Annotated in this window: 22 protein-coding genes; 12 read left to right on the forward strand and 10 right to left on the reverse strand. The window is 74.9% G+C overall.

Annotated features, from left to right (window positions below):
- Window positions 1-80: 80 nt before the first annotated feature.
- Window positions 81-1811 carry a hypothetical protein gene (locus QOZ88_RS05270; protein WP_406568210.1) on the reverse strand — a complete coding sequence of 577 codons (1731 nt, stop codon included), beginning with the start codon at window positions 1809-1811 and terminating at the stop codon, window positions 81-83.
- A gap of 231 nt (window positions 1812-2042) precedes the next feature.
- Here QOZ88_RS05270 and QOZ88_RS05275 point away from each other — a divergent pair, with 231 nt between their 5' ends.
- The 3 genes from QOZ88_RS05275 to QOZ88_RS05285 all read left to right on the forward strand — a co-directional run bounded on the left by QOZ88_RS05275 (window position 2043) and on the right by QOZ88_RS05285 (window position 5301).
- Window positions 2043-3359, forward strand: a complete 1317-nt coding sequence (locus QOZ88_RS05275; RefSeq protein ID WP_305998747.1) for a sensor histidine kinase — start codon at window positions 2043-2045, stop codon at window positions 3357-3359.
- Entirely contained in the window at window positions 3350-3994 is a 645-nt protein-coding gene (locus QOZ88_RS05280) for a response regulator transcription factor (protein ID WP_305998748.1), read from the forward strand. The genes QOZ88_RS05275 and QOZ88_RS05280 overlap by 10 nt, the downstream gene beginning before the upstream one ends.
- Window positions 3995-4059: 65 nt before the next feature.
- The gene (locus QOZ88_RS05285; protein ID WP_305998749.1) at window positions 4060-5301 is read left to right on the forward strand and encodes a GNAT family N-acetyltransferase; all 1242 of its coding nucleotides are present in this window, start codon (window positions 4060-4062) and stop codon (window positions 5299-5301) included.
- Window positions 5302-5508: 207 nt separating this feature from the next.
- Here QOZ88_RS05285 and argG read toward each other — a convergent pair whose 3' ends face one another.
- A complete protein-coding gene (gene argG / locus QOZ88_RS05290) occupies window positions 5509-6960 on the reverse strand; it encodes an argininosuccinate synthase (protein WP_305998750.1) in 1452 nt (483 codons plus the stop codon).
- A gap of 91 nt (window positions 6961-7051) precedes the next feature.
- Window positions 7052-7543: a ribose-5-phosphate isomerase gene (locus QOZ88_RS05295; protein ID WP_305998751.1), complete on the reverse strand. Its 492-nt coding sequence runs from the start codon at window positions 7541-7543 to the stop codon at window positions 7052-7054.
- Between the two features lie 26 nt (window positions 7544-7569).
- Between QOZ88_RS05295 and QOZ88_RS05300 the strand changes: the two genes are divergently transcribed.
- Together QOZ88_RS05300 and QOZ88_RS05305 are read left to right on the forward strand one after the other, a co-directional pair.
- Window positions 7570-8235 carry a DUF429 domain-containing protein gene (locus tag QOZ88_RS05300; RefSeq protein ID WP_305998752.1) on the forward strand — a complete coding sequence of 222 codons (666 nt, stop codon included), beginning with the start codon at window positions 7570-7572 and terminating at the stop codon, window positions 8233-8235.
- Window positions 8232-9002 carry an MBL fold metallo-hydrolase gene (locus QOZ88_RS05305; protein ID WP_305998753.1) on the forward strand — a complete coding sequence of 257 codons (771 nt, stop codon included), beginning with the start codon at window positions 8232-8234 and terminating at the stop codon, window positions 9000-9002. Before QOZ88_RS05300 ends, QOZ88_RS05305 begins: the two co-directional genes overlap by 4 nt.
- Here QOZ88_RS05305 and QOZ88_RS05310 read toward each other — a convergent pair.
- Window positions 8989-9750, reverse strand: a complete 762-nt coding sequence (locus QOZ88_RS05310) for an SDR family oxidoreductase (RefSeq protein ID WP_305998754.1) — start codon at window positions 9748-9750, stop codon at window positions 8989-8991. The two genes, QOZ88_RS05305 and QOZ88_RS05310, sit on opposite strands and share 14 nt — an antisense overlap.
- Before the next feature lie 31 nt (window positions 9751-9781).
- Window positions 9782-10447 carry a mycothiol-dependent nitroreductase Rv2466c family protein gene (locus QOZ88_RS05315; RefSeq protein ID WP_305998755.1) on the reverse strand — a complete coding sequence of 222 codons (666 nt, stop codon included), beginning with the start codon at window positions 10445-10447 and terminating at the stop codon, window positions 9782-9784.
- A 139-nt stretch (window positions 10448-10586) separates the two neighbouring features.
- Between QOZ88_RS05315 and pepN the strand changes: the two genes are divergently transcribed.
- Window positions 10587-13136, forward strand: coding sequence for an aminopeptidase N (gene pepN, locus QOZ88_RS05320; protein ID WP_305998756.1), 2550 nt, complete (start codon window positions 10587-10589; stop codon window positions 13134-13136).
- Between the two features lie 225 nt (window positions 13137-13361).
- On the opposite strand, the gene QOZ88_RS05325 is transcribed toward pepN, so the two are convergent.
- From QOZ88_RS05325 to QOZ88_RS05335, 3 genes are read right to left on the reverse strand one after another with little or no spacing between them, the layout of a single operon-like run.
- Window positions 13362-13826, reverse strand: a complete 465-nt coding sequence (locus QOZ88_RS05325; protein ID WP_305998757.1) for a DUF5130 family protein — start codon at window positions 13824-13826, stop codon at window positions 13362-13364.
- Window positions 13827-13879: 53 nt separating this feature from the next.
- On the reverse strand, window positions 13880-14275 hold the full coding sequence (gene ctaJ / locus QOZ88_RS05330; protein ID WP_305998758.1) for an aa3-type cytochrome oxidase subunit CtaJ: 396 nt from the start codon (window positions 14273-14275) through the stop codon (window positions 13880-13882).
- A gap of 30 nt (window positions 14276-14305) precedes the next feature.
- Window positions 14306-15739, reverse strand: coding sequence for an amidase (locus QOZ88_RS05335; RefSeq protein WP_305998759.1), 1434 nt, complete (start codon window positions 15737-15739; stop codon window positions 14306-14308).
- Between the two features lie 59 nt (window positions 15740-15798).
- Here QOZ88_RS05335 and kynU point away from each other — a divergent pair, with 59 nt between their 5' ends.
- A complete protein-coding gene (gene kynU, locus QOZ88_RS05340) occupies window positions 15799-17064 on the forward strand; it encodes a kynureninase (protein ID WP_305998760.1) in 1266 nt (421 codons plus the stop codon).
- Here kynU and QOZ88_RS05345 read toward each other — a convergent pair.
- The gene (locus QOZ88_RS05345; protein WP_305998761.1) at window positions 17061-17915 is read right to left on the reverse strand and encodes an SCO6745 family protein; all 855 of its coding nucleotides are present in this window, start codon (window positions 17913-17915) and stop codon (window positions 17061-17063) included. The two genes, kynU and QOZ88_RS05345, sit on opposite strands and share 4 nt — an antisense overlap.
- Window positions 17912-18439: an HNH endonuclease gene (locus QOZ88_RS05350; protein WP_305998762.1), complete on the reverse strand. Its 528-nt coding sequence runs from the start codon at window positions 18437-18439 to the stop codon at window positions 17912-17914. Before QOZ88_RS05350 ends, QOZ88_RS05345 begins: the two co-directional genes overlap by 4 nt.
- A 219-nt stretch (window positions 18440-18658) precedes the next feature.
- Here QOZ88_RS05350 and QOZ88_RS05355 point away from each other — a divergent pair, with 219 nt between their 5' ends.
- From QOZ88_RS05355 to QOZ88_RS05375, 5 genes are all read left to right on the forward strand, one after another.
- Window positions 18659-20728, forward strand: a complete 2070-nt coding sequence (locus tag QOZ88_RS05355) for a prolyl oligopeptidase family serine peptidase (protein WP_305998763.1) — start codon at window positions 18659-18661, stop codon at window positions 20726-20728.
- Window positions 20729-20807: 79 nt separating this feature from the next.
- Complete coding sequence (locus QOZ88_RS05360; protein ID WP_305998764.1) at window positions 20808-20960, forward strand: hypothetical protein; 153 nt, start codon at window positions 20808-20810, stop codon at window positions 20958-20960.
- Window positions 20957-22264, forward strand: coding sequence for an MFS transporter (locus tag QOZ88_RS05365; protein ID WP_305998765.1), 1308 nt, complete (start codon window positions 20957-20959; stop codon window positions 22262-22264). Before QOZ88_RS05360 ends, QOZ88_RS05365 begins: the two co-directional genes overlap by 4 nt.
- Complete coding sequence (locus QOZ88_RS05370; RefSeq protein WP_305998766.1) at window positions 22261-22659, forward strand: globin; 399 nt, start codon at window positions 22261-22263, stop codon at window positions 22657-22659. Before QOZ88_RS05365 ends, QOZ88_RS05370 begins: the two co-directional genes overlap by 4 nt.
- A 127-nt stretch (window positions 22660-22786) precedes the next feature.
- Window positions 22787-24373 carry a glycoside hydrolase family 13 protein gene (locus QOZ88_RS05375; RefSeq protein WP_305998767.1) on the forward strand — a complete coding sequence of 529 codons (1587 nt, stop codon included), beginning with the start codon at window positions 22787-22789 and terminating at the stop codon, window positions 24371-24373.
- Window positions 24374-24396: the final 23 nt, after the last annotated feature.

The raw sequence follows: 24396 nt of genomic DNA on the forward strand, positions 1-24396 counted from the left end.
TCGAACGGTCCCCGTGACGGTGTGCAGGGGATCCGCGATCGACGGTAACGGCCGGTGGACGGACACGGCTGTCGGGAGCCTTACTGGTAGGTGACCAGCTCCGGCAGCGGGTCGACCTGCTCGATCGTCTGCCCCGGGGTCAGCATCGGGATGTCCTCGTCGTAGAAGTTCTTCCAGCCCCAGAACAGCCCTTCCGGGGCGTTCCGGTGCAGCACCTGCCAGGTGGCCTGCTTGGCGCCCTGGCCGCCCTGGCCGTCGACGTGGACCATGATCGCCAGCTCGTCCCGGGACGTGTCCAGCTGCTCGAGGCCCGGGATCATGTCGACCCTGAACTGGTGCAGCACCAGCAGCTTCTGCGGCAGTTCGTTCTCCCGCGTCAGGTCGGCCAGCCAGGTGACCACTCGGTTGACCTCCTCGATGCCGACCGAACCGATCTGGACGAGGTGCACCTCGTTGGGGCCCAGCCGCCACTCGGGATCCAGCGCCAGCCCCACGTAGGGCAGCTCCAGCAGCGGCCGGTACAGCTCCGCCTGGGTGACGAAGTCGGTGCGGCCCGGCTGCAGGTCGAGGATGACGTATAGCCCGGCGTCCCCGGCCGCCTCGACCCAGGGGCGCAGCATCTCCACGTCGCCTTCGGCGGAGTAGTTGCCGTCCGGCCCGGCGGACGCGGAGGCGACGGTCGCGATGATCTCGAAGGTCGGGACGACGGTCGCGTCGACCAGCTGCTCGTACGGGGCGGCGTGGTCCCGGGCCCGTTGGATGGCCGCATCGACCGGCTGCTCACCGAGGACACCGAGCGCGCCGGTCTCCGGGTGGCCGTAGAGCGCCACCATCATCCGGCCCGGGAAGAGGACCTGGCCGCCGCCGGGCAGCTGGGTCCCGGTGGCCGCCGTCGCGAGCTTCCAGTCCAGACCTTCTTCCGCACCGAAGCCGGCACCCAGCGCGACCACGTGCTCGGCGTCGTCCTCGGCGAGGGTGCTGATCAGCTCCTGCGAGGCCCGCGGGTCGGTGGTGCCGCCGGTGACCAGCACCCGCGCACCGGCCGCCCGTGCGGTGGCCGCGGCGGCCAGCGCATCCGGGGTCCCGGTGGTCATCACCAGCGTGCCCTCGAGCGGCTCGGCGCCCTCGATCTCGGGCAGCGAGCCCTCGGCGTCCGCCTCGCCGTCCTCCTCCGTCGAGGACTCCTCCGCCGCGCCGCCGCGGCCGCCCTCCGGGCGCAGTGCGACCGGCTCCGCCGGGTCCAGCGCGGCCACGGCGGCGACCTCGCCGCCCTCGGCGACCGGGTCCGCCTCGGCGAGCTCCTGGTCCAGCACGGCCGCCACGGCGGCCGGGTCGGCGGGCACCCCGATGACCTCGGCGTCGATCTCCGCCGGGGAGGACGATGCCGCGGACGACGACGACGACGCGGCGGCTGGCGCGGGGGCCGCGTCGCCGACGGCCAGCACCGTCGTGGTGCCCAGCCGCTCCAGCTCGGCCAGGACCGGCTCGTCCACCCCGGAGCCGTCGGCCCCCACCAGCAGCGGGACGCCGAGCGCGACGGCGGCGGAAGCGCCGAGGAGCGTGCCCGCCGGGTCGTCCTCCGCCACGAGCACGACCACGCCCGCCTCGTCGAAGAAGGTGCGGCTGGCGCTCGCGGCCATGGCGACCGGGTCCTCGTCCGCGACGAGGGTCAGGCGGTCCCCCGGGGCGGCGGTGACGATCTGCGCCACTTGCTCCTCGGGGTCCGAGCCCTCGTCCGGGGAGCTGGTGCAGGCCCCGGTGAGCAGCGCGGCGGTCAGGGCGATCGGCAGCGCACGAGCGCGCACGGGCATTCTCCGTCCACCGGGGCACGCCCGTCCTGCGGGGGCACGACGAGGTCGGCGTGGCCAGCGGCTACCGACCCTAGCCGGGGACGGCAACCGGCCGGGGTACTGGACACCGGCGGCCGCCGGACGGAACGATCCCCGCGAGATGATCGACGACGCACGGTCGGGCCGGCCCGAACCCCGGTCCGCCAGGCAGCGGGATGGGTCCCGAGCCCCATCCCGGCCAGGCTCGACGGCATGATCACCGACACCGCCGTGCTACCCACGACCTCCGTGCCGGCACCGCTCCCCGTCGACCGCCGCCAGGGCCGGTTCCGCCAGCTCGCCGTCGACACCGGCTACGCGCTGGCCGGGTTCCCCGCCGGGGTGGCGGCGTTCGTCGTCGTCGTCACCGGACTGGCGGTGGGCACCGGGCTCCTGGTCGTCTGGGTGGGGGTGGCGGTGCTGGCCGCCACCCTGCTGGCCGCCCGCGGCTTCGCCACCGCCGAGCGGGCATGGCTGCCCGCGGTCCTCGGCGAGGCCGTCCCGCGACCGGTGTACCGCCGGGCCGAGGGACGCCCGGTGCGCCGCCTGATCACGCCGCTGCGCGACCCGCAGAGCTGGCTGGACGCGCTGCACGCCGTGCTCCGGCTGCCGTTCGTGATCCTGTCGTTCACGGTCACCGTGACGTCCTGGGCGGTCGCCCTCGGCGGCCTCACCTACGGGCTGTGGGACTGGGCGCTGCCCGACGCCTCCCGCGATCCGGGCAACACCGACCTGCTCGAACTGCTCGGCTTCGAGAGCACCGCCTTCCGGCGGATCGCGCTGTACGCGCTGATCGGTCTGGTCTTCGCCCTGCTGCTGCCCTTCGTCGTCCGGGCGGTCGCGCTGCTGCAGGCCGGCTTCGGCCGGGTGCTGCTCACCTCCCGGGCGGCGACGCAGGCCGAGATCGGCCGGCTGGCGGGCGGCCGGGACGCGGCGGTCGCCGCCGAGGCGGTGGCGCTGCGCCGGCTGGAGCGCGACATCCACGACGGCCCGCAGCAGCGGCTGGTGCGCCTGGGCATGGACCTCGCCCGCGCGCAGCGGCAGCTCGACCGCGACCCGGACGCCGCCCGGGAGACCCTCGGCGAGGCCGCCGGCCTCGCCCGGGAGACGCTCGAGGAGCTGCGTGCGCTGTCCCGCGGCATCGCCCCGCCGGTGCTCGCCGACCGCGGTCTCGCCGCCGCGCTGGCCGCGCTCGCCGCCCGCTCCCCCGTGCCGGTGGACCTCGCCGTCGACCTGCCGACCGAGCGGCTCGCGCCGGTCACCGAGAACACCGCCTACTTCGTCGTCAGCGAGGCGCTGGCCAACGTGGCCAAGCACAGCGGCGCGACGGCGTGCCGGGTCGAGGTCACCTGCACCGGCACCCGGCTGCGCGTGGTCGTCGAGGACGACGGCTCCGGTGGCGCGGTGGCAGCGCCCGGGCACGGCCTGGCCGGGCTGGCCGACCGCCTGCAGGCCGTCGACGGCGTGCTCGTCGTCGACAGCCCCCGCGGCGGGCCGACCCGGCTGACCGGGGACCTGCCGTGCGCGTAGTGCTGGCCGAGGACTCGGTGCTCCTGCGCGAGGGGCTGGTGCGGCTGCTCGAGGAGGCCGACGCCGAGGTGGTGGCCGCGGTCGCCGACGGGCCCTCCCTGGTGCGGGCGGTCACCGAGCACCGGCCCGACGTCGCCGTCGTCGACGTCCGCATGCCCCCGACGCACACCGACGAGGGCCTCCGGGCCGCGGTCGAGGCCCGGGCCGCGGCGCCGGGCACCGCCGTGCTGGTGCTCTCCCAGTACGTGGAGGTCGCCTACGCCGACGAGTTGCTGGCCGACGGTGCCGGCGGCGTGGGCTACCTGCTCAAGGACCGGGTGGCCGACGTCGACACGTTCCTCACCGCGCTGGAGGACGTCCGGGGCGGCGGGACGGTGCTCGACCCGCAGGTGGTGGCCCAGCTCTTCGCGCGCCGCCGGGCCGACGACCCGGTGCGCCGGCTCACCCCGCGGGAGCGCGAGGTGCTCGGGCTGATCGCCGAGGGCCGCTCGAACACCGCGATCGCCCGGACGCTGGTGGTCACGCCGGGAGCGGTGGAGAAGCACACCCAGCACATCTTCGCCAAGCTCGGGCTCGGCCAGGACGAGGACCAGCACCGCAGGGTGCTGGCGACGCTGGCCTACCTGCGCAGCTGACGACGGACCCGTGAGCCGCCGAACTCGTTGGCGGAGCGTCGGACCCGACCGGTAGACACGTCGACGTGATCGATGTCGACGCCCGACTGCGCCCGGTGACCCTCGACGAGTGGCCGGCCTTCGCCCACGCCATGCACGACGTCTTCGCGGAGGAGGCGCCGGCGTCCTTCGCCGAGCGGCCGTCGTCGGTGGCGGAGCTGGACCGGTCGCTGTCGATGTGGGAGGGCGACCGCGTCGTCGCCACCGCCGGCACCTACAGCCGCACCCTCGCCGTCCCCGGGGCGCTCGTGCCCTGTGCCGGCATCACCTGGGTCACCGTGGCACCCACGCACCGCCGGCGCGGCGTGCTCACCGCGATCATGCGCCGCCAGCTGACCGAGCTGCACGAGCAGCAGCGCGAGCCGGTGGCCGGGCTGTGGGCGGCCGAGTATCCGATCTACGGGCGCTTCGGCTACGCGCCGGCGACCCGGGAGGCCCGGTTCTCCGGCCGCACGGAACGGCTCCGGCTGCGGCCCGACGTCGACCTGGGCGCCGGCCGGGTCGAGCAGGTGACCGCCGAGGAGTACCGCCCGGCCGCCGTGGCCGTGCACGCGGCGGTGCACCGCTGGGTGCCCGGCAACATGGTGCGCGACGACCGCTGGTGGGACCGCCACATGCGCGACGACCCCTCCGGCCGGCACGGTGCCTCGGCGCGCCGGTACCTGCTGCACCGGGAGGCCGACGGCACGGTCACCGGGTACGCCGCCTACCGGGTGAAGGGCGCGTGGAGCGACACCGGCGAGCCCGACGGCACGCTGACCGTCGAGGAGATGCGGGCGACCGGCACCCCGGCCTACGCCGCGCTGTGGCAGGTGCTGCTGTCGGTCGACCTGGTGCGAACGCTGAAGTACCCGGCAGCCTCCCCCGAGGACCCGCTGCGCTGGCTGGTCACCGATGCACGGGCCCTGCACAGCACGCCGGTCGACGGGCTGTGGGTGCGATTGGTCGACGTCGACCGCGCCCTGGCCGCCCGCCGCTACCCGGCCCCGATCGACCTCGTGCTGGAGGTGCGCGACCCGTTCTGCCCGTGGAACGACGGGCGCTGGCGGCTCTCCGGGCACCCGGCCGGCGGCTACTGCGGGCCCACCGACCGCGACCCCGACATCGTGCTGGGCATCGAGGAGCTCTCGGCGGCCTACCTGGGCGGCGTCCCGCTGGCCGCGCTGCAGGCCGCCGGGCGGGTGACCGAGGTGAGCCCCGGGGCGGTCACGCTGGCGTCGACGGCGTTCAGCTGGCCGGTCACGCCCTGGTGCCCCGACAACTTCTGAGGGCGGCGCGACGGCGGGGCGGGGATGACGACGCGGCGGCAAGGAGGTTCACGCGGGCGCGCGCCCGGCGAGCGGTAGGGAGGACCGCACGCGGCCGGTCGCCGGCGAGCGGTGGAAGGCCGGTCGGCCGGGGCGAGCGCGGAGTGGTGTCCCCCCGTCGGACATCTCGCGGGAGGAGATGTCCGACGGGGGGACACCGCCCGGGCATCAGTCGGTGCCGGCCTCCATCGCCGCCCGGTCCAGCAGCTCCTCGTCGGCCGGCATCTGACCGCGGGATGCGATCGTCTCGGCACCCCCCTCCTCGGTGACGTCGATCAGCCCGGTCGCCGCCGCCTGGGCCGCGCCGATGGCCGCGTGCGTCGGCGCGCCCCCGACCATGCCCAGCCGCGCGTACTGCTCGAGCTTGGCCCGCGAGTCGGCGATGTCGAGGTTGCGCATGGTCAGCTGGCCGATGCGGTCGACCGGGCCGAACGCCGAGTCCTGGGTGCGCTCCATCGAGAGCTTGTCCGGGTGGTAGCTGAACGCCGGGCCCGCGGTGTCGAGGACCGAGTAGTCCTCGCCGCGACGCAGCCGCAGGGTCACCTCACCGGTGACGGCCATCCCGACCCAGCGCTGCAGCGACTCCCGCAGCATGAGCGCCTGGGGGTCCAGCCAGCGCCCCTCGTACATGAGCCGGCCCAGCCGCCGGCCCTCGGAGTGGTAGGTCGCCAGGGTGTCCTCGTTGTGGATGGCGTTGACCAGCCGCTCGTAGGCGATGTGCAGCAGCGCCATGCCCGGCGCCTCGTAGATGCCGCGGCTCTTGGCCTCGATGATCCGGTTCTCGATCTGGTCGGACATGCCCAGGCCGTGCCGCCCGCCGATCACATTGGCCGCCAGCACCAGGTCGACGGCGGAGCCGAACTCCTCGCCGTCGATCGTCACCGGCCGCCCTTCGGCGAAGCCGATGGTCACGTCCTCGGTGGCGATCTCGACCGCAGGGTCCCAGAACCGCACGCCCATGATCGGCTCGACGGTCTCGATGCCGGTGTCCAGGTGCTCGAGGGTCTTGGCCTCGTGCGTGGCGCCCCAGATGTTGGCGTCCGTGGAGTAGGCCCTCTCGGCGCTGTCCCGGTACGGCAGGCCGTGGGCGACCAGCCACTCCGACATCTCCGTGCGGCCGCCGAGCTCGGTGACGAAGTCCGCGTCCAGCCACGGCTTGTAGATCCGCAGCGCGGGGTTGGCCAGCAGGCCGTACCGGTAGAACCGCTCGATGTCGTTGCCCTTGAAGGTCGAGCCGTCGCCCCAGATCTGGACGTCGTCCTCGAGCATCGCCCGCACCAGCAGGGTGCCGGTGACCGCGCGCCCCAGCGGGGTGGTGTTGAAGTAGCTGCGGCCGCCGGAGCGGATGTGGAAGGCGCCGCAGGTCAGCGCGGCGAGGCCCTCCTCGACCAGGGCGGCCTTGCCGTCGACCAGCCGGGCGATCTCCGCGCCGTAGGCGGTCGCCCGGCCCGGGACCGAGGCGATGTCCGGCTCGTCGTACTGGCCGATGTCGGCCGTGTAGGTGCAGGGCACCGCGCCCCTGTCGCGCATCCACGCGACCGCTACGGAGGTGTCGAGACCACCGGAGAAGGCGATGCCGACGCGTTCGCCGACGGGCAGGGAGGTGAGCACCTTGGACACGGGAACGATTATGCACGCCCATGCATGATCATGCGTAGGCAGGTCTGCACACGCCTCTGCGGGCGGCGGGTCGAGCACCGCCCCCGGTGGGTCAGGGGTGCTGGGACCGGGTGGGCAGCCCGCCCGCAGGGCGGTGCCGGTCGCGCTCGTAGTCGCTGATCAGCCCGATCCGGCGGACGTGGCGCTCGTCGCCGCTGAACGAGGTGCCGAGGAACTCCAGCACGAGGGCCGTGGCCTCCTCGTCGCTGTGCTGCCGCGCGCCGATGGCGACCACGTTGGCGTCGTTGTGCTCGCGGGCCAGCTGCGCGGTCGCGGTGTTCCAGACCAGCGCGGCGCGGACCCCGGGCACCTTGTTCGCGGCCATCTGCTCACCGTTTCCCGAGCCGCCGATGACGACACCGAGGGTGCCCGGCTCGGCGACCGTCCGCTCCCCCACCTCGAAGCAGAACGGCGGGTAGTCGTCCTGGGCGTCGTACTCGAACGCGCCGCAGTCGACCGGCTCGTGACCGGCCTCGGCCAGCGCCCGCTTGAGGTGCTCCTTGAACTCCAGGCCTGCGTGGTCGGTGCCGATGAAGACGCGCATGCCGGGGAGTCTGACAGGCTCACGCCGTGGCGGTGCTGGGGGTCGACGGCTGGCGCGGGCGGTGGGTCGGGGCGCTGCTGGAGGGCCGGTCGGTGACCCTGCTGGCGCTGGACGACGTCGATGCCGTGCTCGCCGTCCCCGACGTCGACGTGGTGGCCGTCGACATGCCGATCGGGCTCTCGGACGACGGAGTCCGCGCCTGCGACGTCCAAGCCCGAGGGCGCCTTCGCCGCGCCGGGAGCTCGGTGTTCCCGGCTCCACTGCGTCCGGTGCTCGGCGCCGTCGACTACCCCGACGCGTGCCGGATCTCGATCGCGGCGTCCGGGAAGGCGCTCTCGAAGCAGGCGTGGAACCTGCTGCCCTCGATCCGGCAACTCGACGACGCGCTCGGCGACCCGCCTGATGCACGGGTCGTCGAGGTGCACCCGGAACTGTCCTTCCGACGCCTGGATCTGCGAGTGGCCGATCCCAAGATCACCGCCCGCGGCACGATGCAGCGGCTCGAAGCGCTGTGCGGGGTCATGGACGTCGAACGGGCGCTACTCGACGCACCGGCCCGCGTGCCGATGGTCGACGCGCTGGACGCCTGCGCCGCGGCATGGTCCGCACAACGCCTCGCCGCGGGCACCGCGTCCTCCGTGGGCGACGACCGGCGCGACGCCCGCGGCCGCCCGATGCGGATCAGCTGGTGAGCACCGGCTGGCACGAGGTGGCCGACGGCGTCCTGGTGCGCCGGCACCGCTCGCTGGACCTCAACTGCGGCCTCGTGCTCGGGAACGGCGCCTGCCTCGTCGTGGACACCCGGTCGCACCTCGGCGAGGCGGCGGACCTGGTGGCGGCGGTCCGCGCGGTCACGCCGGACCCGTGGACGGTGGTGAACACCCACGCCCACTACGACCACTGCTTCGGCAACGCGGCATTCCGCCCGGCGCCGGTGTGGGGCTCGCGGGGCTGCGCGGAGGCCCTGCGCGTCGACGGTGAGGCGCAGCGGGGCGCCGTCGTCGCTGCGCTGGCCGCCGAGGACGCCGCGCTCCTCCGGGCGACCCCGATCGACCCGCCGGACCACCTCGTCGACGACGTGGCCGTAATCGACATCGGCGGCCGCGAGGTGGTCCTCCAGCACCTCGGCCGCGGGCACACCGACCACGATCTGGTGGTCGAGGTGGAGACCCCCGGCGACGGGACCGTGCTCTTCGCCGGGGACCTGGTCGAGCAGGGGGCGCCGCCGGATTTCGGGGACTCCTGGCCGGCGGACTGGCCGGCCACCCTCGGCCGGCTGCACGCCCTGGCCCGCGGTCCGGTGGTGCCCGGCCACGGCGCGGTGGTCGACGCGGCCTTCGTCGGTGCCCAGCGGGAGGAGCTGCTCGCCGTCCTGACCGCGCTGCGCGGGGGAGGGCCGGGGCCCTACCCGGCCGCGACGATGGCGGTCGCCGCCGGGCGACCCCTCACGAGCCGGTGACCCGGCGGACGACCGAGAGCGGCAGCACGCGCAGCAGCGCGGCGACCGGGCGCCACGGGAACTCCGGCACGTAGCCGCGCGCCGGCTCGCGCTCGATGACGTCGATCAGCGCACCGACGCCCTTGTCCAGGTCCACCGTGAGCGGGCCCCGCCGGCCGACGTTGATGTCGGTCGCGATGTAGCCGGGCAGGATCGTGGAGACGACTATCCGCGAGCCGTACACGTCCGAGCGGATGCCCTCGGCCAGCGAGTTCAGCGCCGCCTTGCTGGCCCCATAGGCGGTGCGGCTGCCGGGCATGCCCCGCACCGAGGCGACCGACGAGATCAGCACCAGGTGTCCCATGCCCTGGCGGCGGAACAGCTCCATCGCCGCCTCGCACTGGGCGTGCGAGCCGAGCACGTTGGTGTGCAGGACGGCGCGGTTGCCGGCCGCCCCGCCGGCGCCCACGGACCTCCCCGCGCCGATGCCGGCGTTGACGACGACGCGGTCGAAGCCGCCCAGCCGCTCGGCGAGGTCGGGGAAGACGGTGGCCACGGAGGCCGCGTCGTCGACGTCCATCGGGGCGACCTCGACGCGGATGCCGGGGTGTGCGGCCCGCAGCTCGGCCTGCAGCGCCTCGAGCCGGTCGACCCGGCGGGCGCACAGGGCGAGGTCGCGGCCCATCGCGGCGAACCTGCGGGCCATGCCCTCGCCGAGGCCGGAGCTGGCGCCGGAGATGAAGATGCGCTGGCGGGTGGGGTGCGGCATCCCGACAGGATGCCGCACCCCGCGTCGGCGATCAGCGGGTACGGGCGAGCTCCAGGGCGTCGGCCGGGACGGAGCTCATGTCCGGGTCCGAGGTCCGGGTGCGCTTGAGCTCCCAGAAGTCGGGCAGGTTGGCCAGCAGCACGGCGCCGTCGAAGGCCTTGCCGGCGTCCTCACCGGTGGGCACCTTGCTGATGACGGGACCGAAGAACGCTACGCCGTCGATGTGCATGACCGGCGTGCCGACGTCCTCGCCGACCGGGTCCATGCCCTCGTGGTGGCTCTTCTCCAGCGCGATGTCGTACTCGGTGGAGCCGGCGGCCTCGGCCAGCGACGCCGGCAGCCCGACCCGCTCCAGCGCCGGGACGATGAGGTCCTCGAGCTCCACGCCCTCGTGGTGCCGCAGCGTGCCCATCGCGGTGTACAGGTCGCCGAGCACCTCGTCGCCGTGCTGCTGCGCGGCCGCGATCGCCACCCGCACCGGGCCCCACGCCTTGGCCATCATCTCGGCGTAGTCCTCGGGCAGGTCGCGACCGCGGTTGAGCACCGCCAGCGACATGACGTGCCAGTGCAGGTCGATGTCGCGCACCTTCGCCGCCTCGAGCACCCAGCGGCTGGTGAGCCAGGCCCACGGGCACAGCGGGTCGAACCAGAAGTCGACGCGGGCCTTCGTCGGCGCGCTCTGCACTGCATCGGTCATCCTTGCTCCTCGCTCCGGTGGCCCGGGTCGCCGAGTGCCCGTGCCGTCTGCGGTCAGGCAAGTCGCGGCGGGACCCGGTTGTTCCCCGGACCGGTGGACGGCGGGCGACGCGTCGTCCCCGCATGACAAGCTCTCGGGCGTGGCCGTACCCAACCTGACCCGCACCGACGCCGCCGCCCGCGCCGAGCTCCTGGCCGTCCAGAGCTACGACATCTCCCTCGACGTCACCGACGGCGCCGGGCACCCCGGCGAGCGCACCTTCCGGTCGACGACGACCGTCGAGTTCACCTGCCGCCGCCCGGGCGCGGACACCTTCATCGACCTGGTCGCCGAGACGGTGCACTCGGCGACGCTGAACGGCACCGAGCTCGACGTCAGCTCCTACACCGAGGACGGCGGGCTGCCGCTGCCCGGCCTCGCCGAGCAGAACACGCTGGTGGTGACGGCGGACTGCCGTTACTCGAACACCGGCGAGGGCCTGCACCGCTTCCTCGACCCCGAAGACGAGCAGGTCTACCTCTACACCCAGTTCGAGCCGGCCGACGCGAAGCGGATGTACACCTGCTTCGACCAACCCGACCTCAAGGCCGCGTTCACGGTGCACGTGACGGCGCCCTTCGACTGGCAGGTCGTCTCCAACACCGGCGACCGCACCATCGAGGCCGGCGAGGGCGGATCGCAGCTGGTCCACTTCGCGCCCACCAAGCGCATCTCGACCTACCTGGTGGCGCTGATCGCCGGGCCGTACGCCAAGGTCACCGACCTGCACGAGGGCATCCCGCTCGGGCTGTACTGCCGGGCCTCGCTGGCCAAGCACCTGGACCCGGACGAGCTGTTCCGCGTCACCAAGCAGGGCTTCGACTTCTACCACCGGGTGTTCGACTACCCGTACCCGTTCGACAAGTACGACCAGCTCTTCGTCCCGGAGTTCAACGCCGGCGCCATGGAGAACGCCGGCGCGGTGACCTTCCTGGAGGACTACGTCTTCCGCTCGAAGGTCAGCCGCGCCCGCTACGAGCGCCGCGCGGAGACGATCCTGCACGAGCTCGGGCACATGTGGTTCGGCGACCTGGTGACCATGCGCTGGTGGGACGACCTGTGGCTCAACGAGTCCTTCGCCACCTACATCAGCACCCTGTGCCAGGCCGAGGCGACCGAGTACACGACGGCGTGGACGACCTTCGCCAACACCGAGAAGGCCTGGGCCTACGCGCAGGACCAGCTCCCCTCGACCCACCCGATCGCCGCGGACATCCCCGACGTCGCCGCGGTCGAGGTCAACTTCGACGGCATCACCTACGCCAAGGGCGCCTCGGTGCTCAAGCAGCTGGTGGCCTACGTGGGGCGCGAGGAGTTCCTCGCCGGCGTCCAGCGCTACTTCCGCCGGCACGAGTACGGCAACACCACCCTGGCCGACCTGCTGGGTCCGCTGTCGGAGAGCTCCGGCCGCGACCTCTCGGAGTGGGCCGACCAGTGGCTGCGCACCAGCCAGGTCAACACCCTGCGGCCGGTCTTCGAGCTCAGCGACGACGGCCGCTACACGAGCTTCGCCATCGAGCAGACCGCCGTGGCCGAGCACCCGGTGCTGCGCAACCACCGGCTGGCCGTCGGCCTCTACAGCGAGGGCCCCGACGGGCTGACCCGCAGCCACCGGGTGGAACTCGACGTGGCCGACGCCCGCACCGAGGTACCCGAGCTGGTCGGCCACCCGGCCGCGGACCTGGTGCTGGTCAACGACGACGACCTCACCTACGCCAAGATCCGGCTCGACGAGAAGTCGCTGGCCACGCTGCGCTCGCGGATCGGTGCGCTGCCTGACTCGCTGCCGCGCGCGCTGTGCTGGTCGGCGGCCTGGGACATGACCCGCGATGCCGAGCTGCCGGCCCGCGAGTGGGTGCAGCTGGTGCTGGCCGGGATCGGCGCCGAGACGGAGAGCAGCGTCATCCAGTCGCTGCTGGCCCGGGTCCAGAGCGCGCTCTCCTCCTTCGCCGACCCGGCGTGGGCGCCGACCGGGTGGGCGCAGCTGGCCGACCACGCGCTCGCCGCGCTAGAGGCAGCCCCCGCCGGGAGCGACGAGCAGCTGCTGTGGTCCCGCACGCTGGCCAGCGCTGCGCGCACCGAGGAGCACGCGGCGGCGCTGCGCGGGCTGCTCGACGGCTCGCGCGCCCCCGAGGGCCTGGTCGTCGACGCCGACGCGCGGTGGGCGTTCCTGCACGGGCTGGTCGCGATCGGTGCGGCCGGCGACGCCGAGATCGACGCGGAGGCCGAGCGCGATGCCACCGCGACGGGTATCCGGCGGGCGGCCACGGCACGGGCCCTGCGGCCGACGGCGGAGTCGAAGGAGGAGACCTGGCAGCGGGCCTTCACCGACGAATCCATCCCGAACGCCGTGCACGAGGCGGTGCTGCAGGGTTTCTGGCACCCGGCCCAGCGGGAGCTGACCGCGGGCTACGTCGACCGCTACTTCGCCGACGTCCGCCCGCTGTGGGACCGCCGGCCGGGCGAGATCGCCAAGAACGCCGTGCAGTACCTCTTCCCGCCGGTGGTGGAGCCACGCACGATCGCGGCCGCCGATGCCTGGCTCTCCGACGCCGAGCAGCCGCCCGCGCTGCGCCGGCTGGTCTTCGAAGGGCGGGACGGCATCGCCCGTGCACTGCGTGCGCGGGAGCGGGACGCCGCCGCCGAGTAGCCGGCCCCCGCAGACGACAAGGGCGCCGCACTCCCGAGGAGGTGCGGCGCCCTCGTCGTCGTCTGCCGCCTCCGCTGATGATCAGGTGACCTGGTCATCTGTGGTCCTGGCTCAGCACCGGTGGTGAGCCAGGACCCGGAACGATCAGGTCACCTGATCAACATGGAGCCCGGGGCACCGCGGAGGCGCCGCACCCCGGCCGGGGCGCGGCGCCTCCGTCGTCGATCAGTGGGTGCGGAGCCCGGCGGGGTGCCCCGCCTGGTCGGACAGCTGCCGCAGGCCGTTGACGATGCCACCGACCAGGTCACCGTTGGCGAAGGCGCTGGTCATGGAGAGCACCGCCAAGGCGCAGGCGCGGTCGGGCAGGCGGCGCGCGGCCCCGGCGCCGGTGACGACCTCCACCACGCGCTGGCCGGGCGACACCGCGATCAGCACGGCGTCGGTCGGGTGCTCGCCCGAGCGCGCGTGCAGCTGCTCGGCGGCGGCGCGGGTCGGCGTGGCCAGCTCGCCCACGTAGAGGGTGAAGCGCAGCCCCGTCTCGCGCGAGGACATGGTCAGCGCCTCGTCGAGACGGGCCAGCTCCCGGAAGCTGAAGATCTCGTCGATCCTGGCCTCCGCCGTGCGCGGGTGGAGCGTGCCGCCGACGTCGGTGCCGGTGCGGGGGGTGTCGATCTCGGGCGCGCGGGTCATCGCCGGCCTCCGGGGATGGTCGTCGGGACGTGGAAAGCGGTCACCGGGCTCGGTCACCAGGTCCCGCGGGCGCCGCCGAGCGGACCCGCCGCCTGCGGGAGACGCGCGGCGGTCGCACCGCCGGTGTGCGAGCCACCGGAGCCGAGCGCCGGGCCGACCCCGCCCCCGGACTCCAGTGCCCGCTCGCCCGGCTGCTCCGGGTAGACCGACGAGCCCAGGGCGGCGGTGTCGCTGCCCTGGACCGCGGCCGGACCGTGGCTGGGAGCCGGGCCGTGGCCACCGACGTGCGCCGGGTGCGGCTCGTACCAGACCGGGGCGTGGTCCCACGGCTGGCCGGGCTTGTACCGGGGACGCCGGCCCTTGCCGGGCTTCAGGGTCAGCAGCGCCAGCACCAGCACGATGGCGAGCGGGATGGCGGCGTAGACGAGGAGGGTCTCGGCGACGGTCACGCCCGACAACTTACCGGGACACGTCCGTCCTCATCGGCTCTCGGTCCAGACGGCGGGGCGCCGGTGCGCCCACGGCCGCGCGGCCTCCAGCTGGGCCGAGAGCGAGACGAGCGTGGCCTCGTCGGCGGGGCGGCCCACGAGCATGGTGCCGATCGGCAGGTCACGGGCGCTCCAGTGCAGCGGGACGCTGACCGCGGGCTGCCCGGTGACGTTGAACAGCGCGGTGAACGCGGCGTAGCGCTTCTGCCGCTCGAAGTCCGCCCCGCCCTCGCCGTCCTCGCCGAACCACCCGATCGGCCGGGGCAGCATGGTGAGCACCGGCGCGAGCAGCACGTCGTAGCCGGCGGTCGCCCGGAGGAACTGCCGGGAGAAGACGCGCAGCGCGAACATCGCCTGCATCGCGTCCCGCGCCGACAGGGCGAGGCCCCGCTGCTGCATCCAGCGGGTCAGCGGCTTCAGCAGCTGGTCCTGCCCGGGCGGGACCGGGAGCGTGGTGGCACCCAGCGCCCAGACCCGCTCGAAGGAGGGCAGCACCGCGGGGTCGAGCAGCCCGGTCGGCACGTCCTCGACGACGTGCCCCAGGCTCTCGAGCAGCCGCCCGGCATCCTCGAAGGCCTCTGCCACCTCCGGCTCCAGCTCCACCCCGGGCATCGCCGACTCGGTGTAACGCCCGATGCGCAGCCGGCCCGGCTCCCGGTCGGCCCAGCCGAGGAAGGTCTCCCCCGGCGGCAGCGGCGGGGCCCAGAACGGGTCGCCGATCTCCGCACCGGCCATCGCGTCGAGCATCGCCGCCGCGTCGCGCACGGTGCGGGCCAGCGGGCCGCTGGTGCCCAGGCCGGTCACCTCGCTGCCGTAGGGGGCGTTGCTGATCCGGCCGCGGGTCGGCTTGATGCCGAACAGCCCGTTGATGCTCGCCGGGATGCGGATCGAGCCCCCGCCGTCGCTGCCCTGCGCGAACGGCACGAACCCGGCGGCGACGGCGACGGCCGCGCCTCCGCTGGAGCCGCCGGCGAGCAGGGAGGTGTCCCACGGGCAGCGGGCCGGGCCGGCGAGGTCGTTGTCGGTGTAGCAGGGGAAGCCGAATTCCGGGGTGTTGGTCTTGCCCACGCTGATCGTCCCGGCGGCGGCGAGCCGGGTGACCACCGCGTCGTCGACGGCGGGCACGAAGTCGGCGAGGGCGGCCGAGCCGAACGTCGTCCGCACGCCGGCGGTGTTGTTCAGGTCCTTGATCGCGGTGGGGACGCCGAGCAGCGGCGGCAGCTCCCCTGCCGCGCGCGCCCGTGCCTCGGCCCGGGCCGCCTGGGCCAGCGCCCGCTCGGGGGTGACGGTGAGGAAGGCGCCGAGGCCGGCGTCGTGGGCGTCGATGCGGGCGAGCGCGTGTCGCACCAGCTCGGTCGGGCTCACCTCTTTCGCCCGGACGGCGGCGGCCTGCTCGAGGGCGGTCAGGTCGTGCAGCGCGGTCACGGGGCCGACGCTAGCCCCGGCACCCGGCCGGTCGGACGGCCGCCGTGCAGAGTGGGGCGGTGGAACCGACCCGGGCGCACGCCGAGCAGCTCGACGCCGCCGATCCGCTGGCAGCCTTCCGCGCCCGGTTCGCCGGCACCGACGACGACGACCCCGACCGGCTGCTCTACCTCGACGGCAACTCCCTGGGCCGGATGCCGCTGGCGACGCCGGCGGCGGTGGCCCGCGTGGTGGAGCAGGAGTGGGCGCGCGGTCTGGTGGGCTCGTGGTCGCAGTGGATCGGGGCGGCGACGCGGCTCGGCGACGAACTCGGCGCGGGCGTTCTCGGGGCGGGCCCCGGCCAGGTGCTGGTCGGCGACTCGACCACGGTGAACCTCTACGAGCTGCTGGTCGCCGGCGCCGCCGCCCGCCCCGGCCGCGACGTGCTCGTCTGCACCGCCGACGACTTCCCCACCGACCGCTACGTCGTCGCGGGCGTCGCGGAGGCCCGCGGCATGACGGTCCGCGAGATCGAGGCCGACCTCGACGAGGGGCTGGACCCGGCGGTGCTCGCGGCCGCCCTCGACGAGCGGGTCGCCGTCGTCGTCCTGTCGCTCGTGGCCTACCGCTCCGGCGCGCTGGCCGACGTCGTGGCGGTGACCCGGGCGGTGCACGACGTCGGCGCCCTGGTGCTCTGGGACCTCTCGCACGCCGTCGGCGCCGTCCCGACCGACCTGGATGCCTCGGGGGCCGACCTGGCCGTCGGGTGCACCTACAAGTACCTCAACGGCGGGCCGGGGGCACCGGCCTTCCTCTACGTGCGCCGCGACCTCCAGGCGGGGCTGCGCTCCCCGATCCAGGGCTGGTTCGGCCAGCGGGACCAGTTCGCGATGGGACCGGAGTACGTGCCGGCCGACGGCATCGAGCGCTTCGGCACCGGGACGCCGCCGGTGCTGGGCATGGCCGCGGTCGAGGTGGGCGCGGCGCTGGTCGCCGAGGCGGGGATCGACCGCCTGGCCGCCAAGGCCCGGACGATGACCGACCTCGTCGTGGCGCTGGGCGACGCCTGGCTGGTCCCGCACGGGGTGGTGCTCGCCTCGCCGCGGCAGGCCGCCCGCCGCGGCGCGCACGTCACCTTCGCCCACCCGCAGGCCTGGCAGCTCACCCAGGCGCTGGTCGACCGCGGCGTGGTGCCCGACTTCCGCACGCCCGACCGGGTGCGGCTGGGGCCGGCGCCGCTCTACACCCGCTTCGTCGACGTGTGGGACGCGATGGCGCGCTTCCGCGACGTGCTCGAGGACCGTTCCTTCGAGTCGTTCCCCGCCGAGCGCGCCCGTGTGACCTAGAGGGGCTCGGGGACGCCGATGGGGTTGCCGGCCGGCCAGAGCCCCGCCGCGACCACCGCCGCGCGCACCGGGGTCAGCAGCTCGGCCAGCCGGTCGCAGCCGCGGTCGCCGAGCGCGCGCCACGGGCCGGCCGCCAGCCGGTCGGTGTCGGCTTCCACGGCGGCGGCCACCGCCCGCCCCTCCGCGGTGAGCTGCGCACCGGCCAGCCAGCCGCGGTCGGCCAGCGCGGCGGCCGCCTGCTCCCACGCCGCGTCGTCCCAGCCGCGCGCCTTCTGCAGCCACGCGCGGTCGGAGCGCCCGGCCGCGGCGGCCAGCACGTGCGCCTGCACCCCGTCGATCCCGCGCTGCACGAGCGCGGCGGTGTGCCCGTCGCCGCGGTGCTCGCGCAGCGTGGTGAGCGCCTGCCAGAGCACCAGGTGCGGCTCGCCGGGCACCTCGACCGCCGTGTTCGCGGCGGCCAGCGGGCGCCCCGGCACATCGACGGCGGCCGCCGCGGTGGCGGCCAGGTGCACCGCCTCCACCGACTCGTCCGACCCGCTCCAGCTCTCCCCCAGCACCCGGCGGACGGCGGCGTCGACCCCGGCCAGGCGGGCCGCGAGCGCCACCGCCGGGGTGGCCTGGGCCCACACCGCCGGGACGCGGCGGGCCACGAACTCCGGTGCGAAGTTGACGAACACCGCCGTCACCACCTCCGGGCCGACGGCGCCCAGCGGGGCGGCGCGGCCCGCGAAGTAGCCGGACCAGAATCCCGTCAACCCCGCTCCCGCGAAGGCGGAGCGGGCCTCGTCGGCGAAGTAGGTGAGCGCGTGGAACGGCTCGGCGAGCGCCCACAGCCGGCGGGCGGCGTTCACGCGCTCACGCTCTCCGGCACTCCCAGCCACTCGCGCCAGCGGGGATCGACGGTGCGGTGCCCGAGCAGCCGCCAGGCCGCGCCGCTGGGGGTGCTCGGTGGGCGCGGCAGCTTCCAGCCGAGCTCGGCCAGCGAGCGGTCGGCCTTCGTGTGGTTGCACCGGCGGCAGGCGGCCACCACGTTGTCCCAGGTGTGCGTGCCGCCGCGGCTGCGCGGCACCACGTGGTCGATGCTCGTGGCCGATCCGCCGCAGTACACGCAGGTCTGCCCGTCGCGGGTGAACACCGCCCGGCGGGACAGCGGCACCGACGCCGGGTAGGGCACGCGGACGTAGCGGGTGAGCCGCACGACGACGGGGACGGGGAGGCTCAGCGTCTCGGCGTGGACGACGTCGGCGGTGATGTCGACCGACTCCGCCTTCTCGGCGAGCACCAGCACGATCGCCCGCCGGCTGGACACCACGCACAGCGGCTCGTACGTGGCGTTGAGCAGCAGGGTGGCGCCCGTGGTCGTGGGCGAGGGCACGGGGACGAGCGGCGGGACGGGGTCGCGCCGCGAGCCTGGGTGACCCGCCGGCGTCGACCCGGGCGCGGAACGCGGCACGGATCACCTCCGGAGGCCCCGGACCGCCGGGTGCTGCACGACCCGCGGGCAGCCCCATTCTGACCCGAGAACCGCCGCGCGGCGCACTGGAAATCTCCCGGGCCCCGGCGGGTGTCGGTGCCCGCCGCTAGCGTTCCGGCCATGCGCTACCCCGACGCCCCGCGCCTTGACCTGGTCGAGGAGCTCCACGGCCACCGCGTCGCCGACCCCTACCGCTGGCTGGAGGACCCCGCCGACCCGCGCACGCAGGAGTGGTCGGAGGCGCAGGACCGCCTGGCCGCCGAGGTGCTGGACGCGCTGCCGGCCCGCGACCGGTTCGCCGCGCGGCTCGGGGAGCTGGTGCGCGCCGGCGCCGTCGGCGTGCCCGTGTGGCGCGGCGGGCGGGCGTTCTCCACCCGCCGCGACCCCGGCCAGGAGCACGCCGTGCTGCGGGTGCGCGAGGCGGACGGGACTGTGCGGGTGCTCGTCGACCCGATGGCGCTCGACCCGGAGGGGACGACGACCCTCGACGCGTGGTCGCCCTCGTGGGAGGGGGACCGGCTGGCCTACCAGGTGAGCACCGGCGGCGACGAGGAGTCGAGGCTCTACGTCCTCGACGTCGCCACCGGCGAGCTGCTCGACGGGCCGGTCGACCGGTGCCGCTACTCCCCCGTCGGCTGGCTGCCCGGCGGCGCGGAGCTGTTCTACGTCCGCCGGCTGGCGCCCGACCAGGTGCCGGCGGGCGAGGAGCAGTTCCACCGCCGCGTGTGGCGCCACCGCGTCGGCGGCTCCCCGGACGACGACGTGCTGGTCCACGGGGAGGGGCTCGACCCCACCAACTACTACGGCGTCCGCACCAGCGCCGACGGCCGCTGGCTGGTCGTCTCGGCGTCGGCCGGCACCGCCCCGCGCGACGACGTCTGGCTCGCCGACCTGGCCGGAGACGGCGGCCTGCGGGAGCTGCAGCGCGGCGTCGACGCCCAGACCGCCGCGTGGGTGGCGCGCGACGGCCGGCTGTGGCTGGTGAGCGACCGCGACGCCCCGCGCTGGCGGCTCGCGGTCGCCGACCCCGAGGACCCGGCCACCTGGGCGCCGGAGGCGTGGACCGACGTCGTCCCGGAGCAGGAAGGCGCCGTGCTCTCCGACGTGGCGCACGTCGACGCACCGGACGGCGCCCTGCAGGTGCTGGCGGTGCACGCCGTGGACGCCACCGACCGGCTCTCCCTCTGGGCGGGCGACGGCGGCGGCCGGATCAGCGAGGTCGCACGCCCCGGCGCCGGCAGCATCTCCGGGGTGAGCGCCCCGCCCGAGGGCGGCACCGCGGCCTGGGTGGGCTACACCGACTACGCGACGCCGCCCTCAGTGCTGCGCTGGGACGCGGCAACGCCGGGGACCCTGGTGCCCTGGGAGTCCGCCGACGTCGCCGGCGAGGCGCCTGCGGTGACCGTCGTGGAGACCCACGCGCGGTCGGCGGACGGCACGCCCGTGCACCTGTTCGTCCTCTCCGGCTCCGGGGCGCCCGACCGGCCCCGCCCGACCGTGCTCTACGGCTACGGCGGCTTCAACGTCTCGCTCACCCCCGCCTACACGGCGCAGGCCCTGGCGTGGGTGGAGGCCGGCGGCGTCTGGGTGGTGGCCAACCTGCGCGGCGGGTCGGAGCACGGCGAGGAGTGGCACCGCGCCGGCATGCGCGAGCGCAAGCAGAACGTGTTCGACGACTTCGCCGCCGCCGGGCAGCACCTGGTGGCGCAGGGCTGGACGACGCACGGGCAGCTCGCGGTCATGGGCGGGTCGAACGGCGGCCTGCTGGTCGGCGCCACGCTGACCCAGCGCCCCGACCTCGCGGCCGCCGTCGTCTGCAGCGCCCCCCTGCTGGACATGGTGCGCTACGAGCGCTTCGGTCTCGGCCGCACCTGGAACGACGAGTACGGCACCGCCGAGGACGCGGTGGAGCTGGGCTGGCTGCTGGGCTACTCGCCGTACCACGCGGTGCGCCATGGGACGGCGTACCCGGCGGTGCTGTTCACGACGTTCGAGTCCGACACCCGGGTCGATCCCCTGCACGGGCGGAAGCTGGCCGCCGCGCTGCAGCACGCGACCTCGGTCGCGGCGCCGGTCGTGCTCCGCCGGGAGACCTCGGTGGGGCACGGCGCCCGCGCGGTCAGCCGAACGGTCGGGCTCGCGGCCGACCAGCTCGCTTTCCTGGCGGCCCACACCGGCCTGACCGGGTGACCGGTGCATCGGGTAACGGGATGAACACGCGCAGTCGGCAGTGCAGACTCCGCGGGTCGCGCCTGAAATGATTCCGGTAATGACCGGATCACCGCCCGTGCTCGCCGCTGCGGCCGAGGCGGATGCCGCCGCCTGCGCCGGCTCCCGGCTGTGCGCGCAGACCGCCGAGGGCATCCGCGGTCCGGTCCCGCTGCCCGGCTCTCCCACCGGCGCCGGATCGGGGCCCCGGTGACCGCCGCCGCCCCGGACGGTCCCGCCGAGGGCGCCGTCCGGCAGGCCACGTTCCGCGAGGTCTTCGCCGTCGGCGAGTTCCGGCCCCTGTTCGGCACCTACCTGCTGTCCGCGGCCGGTGACGAACTGGCCCGGGTGGCGCTGACCGTCCTGGTGTACGACCGCACCTCCTCGCCACTGCTCGCCGCCCTCACCTTCGCGATCAGCCACCTGCCGTGGCTGCTCGGCGGGCCGTTCCTGTCGGCCTTCGCCGACCGGCTGCCCCGCCACCGGGTGCTGATCGCCACCGACGCCGCCCGCGCCGTGCTCGTCGCCCTCATGGCGATCCCGGGCATGCCGCTGCCGGTCCTGCTCGCCCTGCTGTTCGTGGTCGGGTTGTGCGCACCCCCGTTCGAGTCGGCGCGGTCGGCGCTCATGGCCGACGTGCTCGACGGGGACCGCTACGCCGTCGCGACCTCGCTCACCGGGATCACGCTGCAACTGGCCCAGGTGGGCGGGTTCCTGGCCGGCGGTGCGCTGATCGCCGTCCTCAACCCGTCCGCCGCCCTGCTGGTCGACTCGGCCACCTTCGTCGTCTCCGCCATCTGGCTGTGGGCGCGGCTGAACCCCCGGCCGGCGCCGGTGGCCGAGGGGGGCGGCAGCCCCGGATCGCTGTGGCGGGACACCGCCGAGGGCCTGCGGTTCATCCGGCACAGCCCCCGCCTGCTGGCGATCGTCGGCGTCCTCTGGGTGACGACCGGGTTCGTCTACGCCTCCGAGGGGATCGCCGCGCCGCTGGTCGACTCACTGGGGCAGGGGGCGACGGCGGTCGGCGTCCTGCTCGCGGCCAACCCGCTGGGGGTCACGATCGGCGGCCTGGTGATCGCACGCCTCGTCCCACCGGCGCGGCGGGAGCGGCTCGTCGTCCCCCTGGTGGCGGTCTCCCTGGCGCCGGTGCTCGTCGGCGGCGTCGTCGCGGCGGTCGCCGGGCCGGGCGTGGTGCCGTTCTGGGTCCTCGTCGGGATGCTGTTCCTCTCCGGGCTCGGCGCGGCCTGGTCGATCCCGCTCAACGTCGCCTTCGTGCAGGCCGTGCCCAGCGCGTACCGCGGGCGCGCGTTCGGGGTCGCGGCCAGCGGGCTGGCCGGTGTGCAGGGCGTGGGTGCGCTCGCCGCGGGTCTGGCCGCCGAGGGTCTCCGGCCCGCCGTCGTGGTCGCCCTCTCGGGCGCCGTCGGAATGATCGCGGTCGCCCCGGCGCTGGTGGCCTATCGGCGGACGCGCAACCGGGCGGACGCCGCGATCGAGGCCGAGGAGGCACCCGGGGGATGAGCGAGTCGAGGCGGTCCCTGCCGTCGGCGCGGACCTTCTACGACGAGGTCGGCGGCGAGGAGACCTTCCGCCGGCTGGTGCAGCGCTTCTACGCCGCCGTCCGCACCGACCCCGTGCTGCAGCCGATGTACCCCCAGGACGACTGGGAGGGCGCCGAGACCCGGCTGCGCGGTTTCCTGGTGCAGTACTGGGGCGGGCCGACCACGTACTCCGAGCAGCGCGGGCACCCGCGGCTGCGGATGCGCCACGCGCCGTTCGCCATCGGCCCGGTCGAGCGGGACGCCTGGCTCACCCACATGCGCGACGCCGTCGACTCCCTCGAGCTGCCGCCGGAGCAGGACGCCACGTTGTGGGGCTACCTGGAGATGGCGGCCCGGAGCATGCAGAACCGCTGAGGACGTCGCCGTACGCTTGACCGGCCGCTCGGAGCGACGACGCACGAGCCGGCCCCGCGCCGCGCCGGTCCCCTCGCCGGGACCCGAGCGCACCTCACCCCCGCACGTACCCATCCAGAGGAGCCCGGTGAGCCCCGAGCCGTTCCCCTTCCGCACGCCCGGCGCCGACTGGTGGCGGGAGGCGGTCTTCTACCAGGTCTACATCCGCAGCTTCGCCGACGGGAACGGCGACGGCGTCGGCGACCTGATCGGCCTGCGGTCGCGGCTGCCCTACCTGCGCGACCTCGGCGTCGACGCCCTCTGGATCACGCCGTTCTTCCCCTCCCCGATGGCCGACCACGGCTACGACGTCGCCGACCCGCGCGACGTCGAGCCCGTCTTCGGCGACCTCGCGGAGTTCGACGCGGTGCTCGCCGAGGCCCACCGGCTGGGCCTGCGGGTCACCATCGACCTGGTGCCCAACCACAGCTCGCACGAGCACGAGTGGTTCCAGGCGGCGCTGGCCGCCGGGCCCGGGTCGCCCGAGCGGGCGCGCTACCTGTTCCGCGACGGGCGCGGACCGGACGGCAGCGAGCCGCCGAACAACTGGCCGTCGGTGTTCGGCGGCCCGGCCTGGACCCGGGTGCCCGACGGGCAGTGGTACCTGCACATCTTCGCCCCCGAGCAGCCCGACCTGGACTTCGCCAACCCCGAGGTCGTCGCCGACCTCGAGGAGACGATGCGGTTCTGGCTCGACCGCGGGGTGGATGGCTTCCGCATCGACGTCGCGCACGGCATGGCCAAGCCCGAGGGGCTGCCGGACATGGTGCCGATGGACGACACGGGGCTGCTGGACGACCACGGCCCCGGTGACCACCGGTTCGACCAGGACGGCGTCCACGCGGTCCACCGCCGGATCCGGGCGATGCTCGACCAGTACCCCGGCACGATGGCGGTCGGCGAGGTGTGGGTCTCCGACGACGACCGGCTCGCCCGGTACCTGCGCGACGACGAGCTGCAGCTCGCCTTCAACTTCAAGCTGCTCACCGCGGAGTGGACCCCCGAGGGGTTGCGCGACGCGATCACCCACTCCCTGGCCGCGGTCGACGGCACCCCCGCGCCGGCCTGCTGGGTGCTGTCCAACCACGACCGGCCGCGGCACGTGACCCGCTACGGCGACGGCGAGCTCGGCAACCGGCGCGCCCGCGCGGCAGCCCTGCTGCAGCTGGCCCTGCCCGGTGCGGCCTATCTCTACAACGGCGACGAGCTCGGCATGCCCGACGTCGACCTGCCCGACGAGGTGCTGCAGGACCCCATCTGGTTCCGCTCGGGCGGCACCGAGCGCGGGCGGGACGCCTGCCGGATCCCCGTGCCGTGGTCGGGCACCGGGCCCTCCTACGGCTTCTCGTCGGGTGCCGGCACCTGGCTGCCCATGCCCGACGGGTGGGGTGGGCTCACGGCCGAGGCGCAGCGTGCCGACGACGACTCGATGCTGTCGCTGTACCGACGTGCGCTGGCCCTGCGGGCGTCGTCACCGCTGGTCAGCGGGGAGGACGTCGAGTGGTTGCAGTCACCCGACCGTTGTGTCGCCTTCCGCCGCTCGGGTGGTCTGGTCTGCCTGGTCAACCTGTCGGGTGCCCCGGTGCCGGTGCCCGAGGGCCGCGTGCTGCTGAGCAGCGCGCCGGTCGACGACGGGAAGCTGCCCGACGACGCGGCGGTGTGGCTGCAGGCCTGACCTCACCGGCCGGTACCCGGGCG

The organism is Blastococcus carthaginiensis (assembly GCF_030731085.1).
Classification (GTDB): Bacteria; Actinomycetota; Actinomycetes; order Mycobacteriales; family Geodermatophilaceae; genus Blastococcus; species Blastococcus carthaginiensis.

Bases quoted from the DNA above. Each gene is read 5' to 3' on its own strand.
- QOZ88_RS05315 (WP_305998755.1), bottom strand. From the start codon at position 10,447: ATGACCGATGCAGTGCAGAGCGCGCCGACGAAGGCCCGCGTCGACTTC.
- QOZ88_RS05275 (WP_305998747.1), top strand. From the start codon at position 2,043: ATGATCACCGACACCGCCGTGCTACCCACGACCTCCGTGCCGGCACCG.
- QOZ88_RS05325 (WP_305998757.1), bottom strand. From the start codon at position 13,826: ATGACCCGCGCGCCCGAGATCGACACCCCCCGCACCGGCACCGACGTC.
- QOZ88_RS05310 (WP_305998754.1), bottom strand. From the start codon at position 9,750: ATGCCGCACCCCACCCGCCAGCGCATCTTCATCTCCGGCGCCAGCTCC.
- QOZ88_RS05270 (WP_406568210.1), bottom strand. From the start codon at position 1,811: ATGCCCGTGCGCGCTCGTGCGCTGCCGATCGCCCTGACCGCCGCGCTG.
- QOZ88_RS05295 (WP_305998751.1), bottom strand. From the start codon at position 7,543: ATGCGCGTCTTCATCGGCACCGACCACGCAGGCCTGGAGTTCAAGGAG.
- QOZ88_RS05360 (WP_305998764.1), top strand. From the start codon at position 20,808: ATGACCGGATCACCGCCCGTGCTCGCCGCTGCGGCCGAGGCGGATGCC.
- QOZ88_RS05370 (WP_305998766.1), top strand. From the start codon at position 22,261: ATGAGCGAGTCGAGGCGGTCCCTGCCGTCGGCGCGGACCTTCTACGAC.
- QOZ88_RS05355 (WP_305998763.1), top strand. From the start codon at position 18,659: ATGCGCTACCCCGACGCCCCGCGCCTTGACCTGGTCGAGGAGCTCCAC.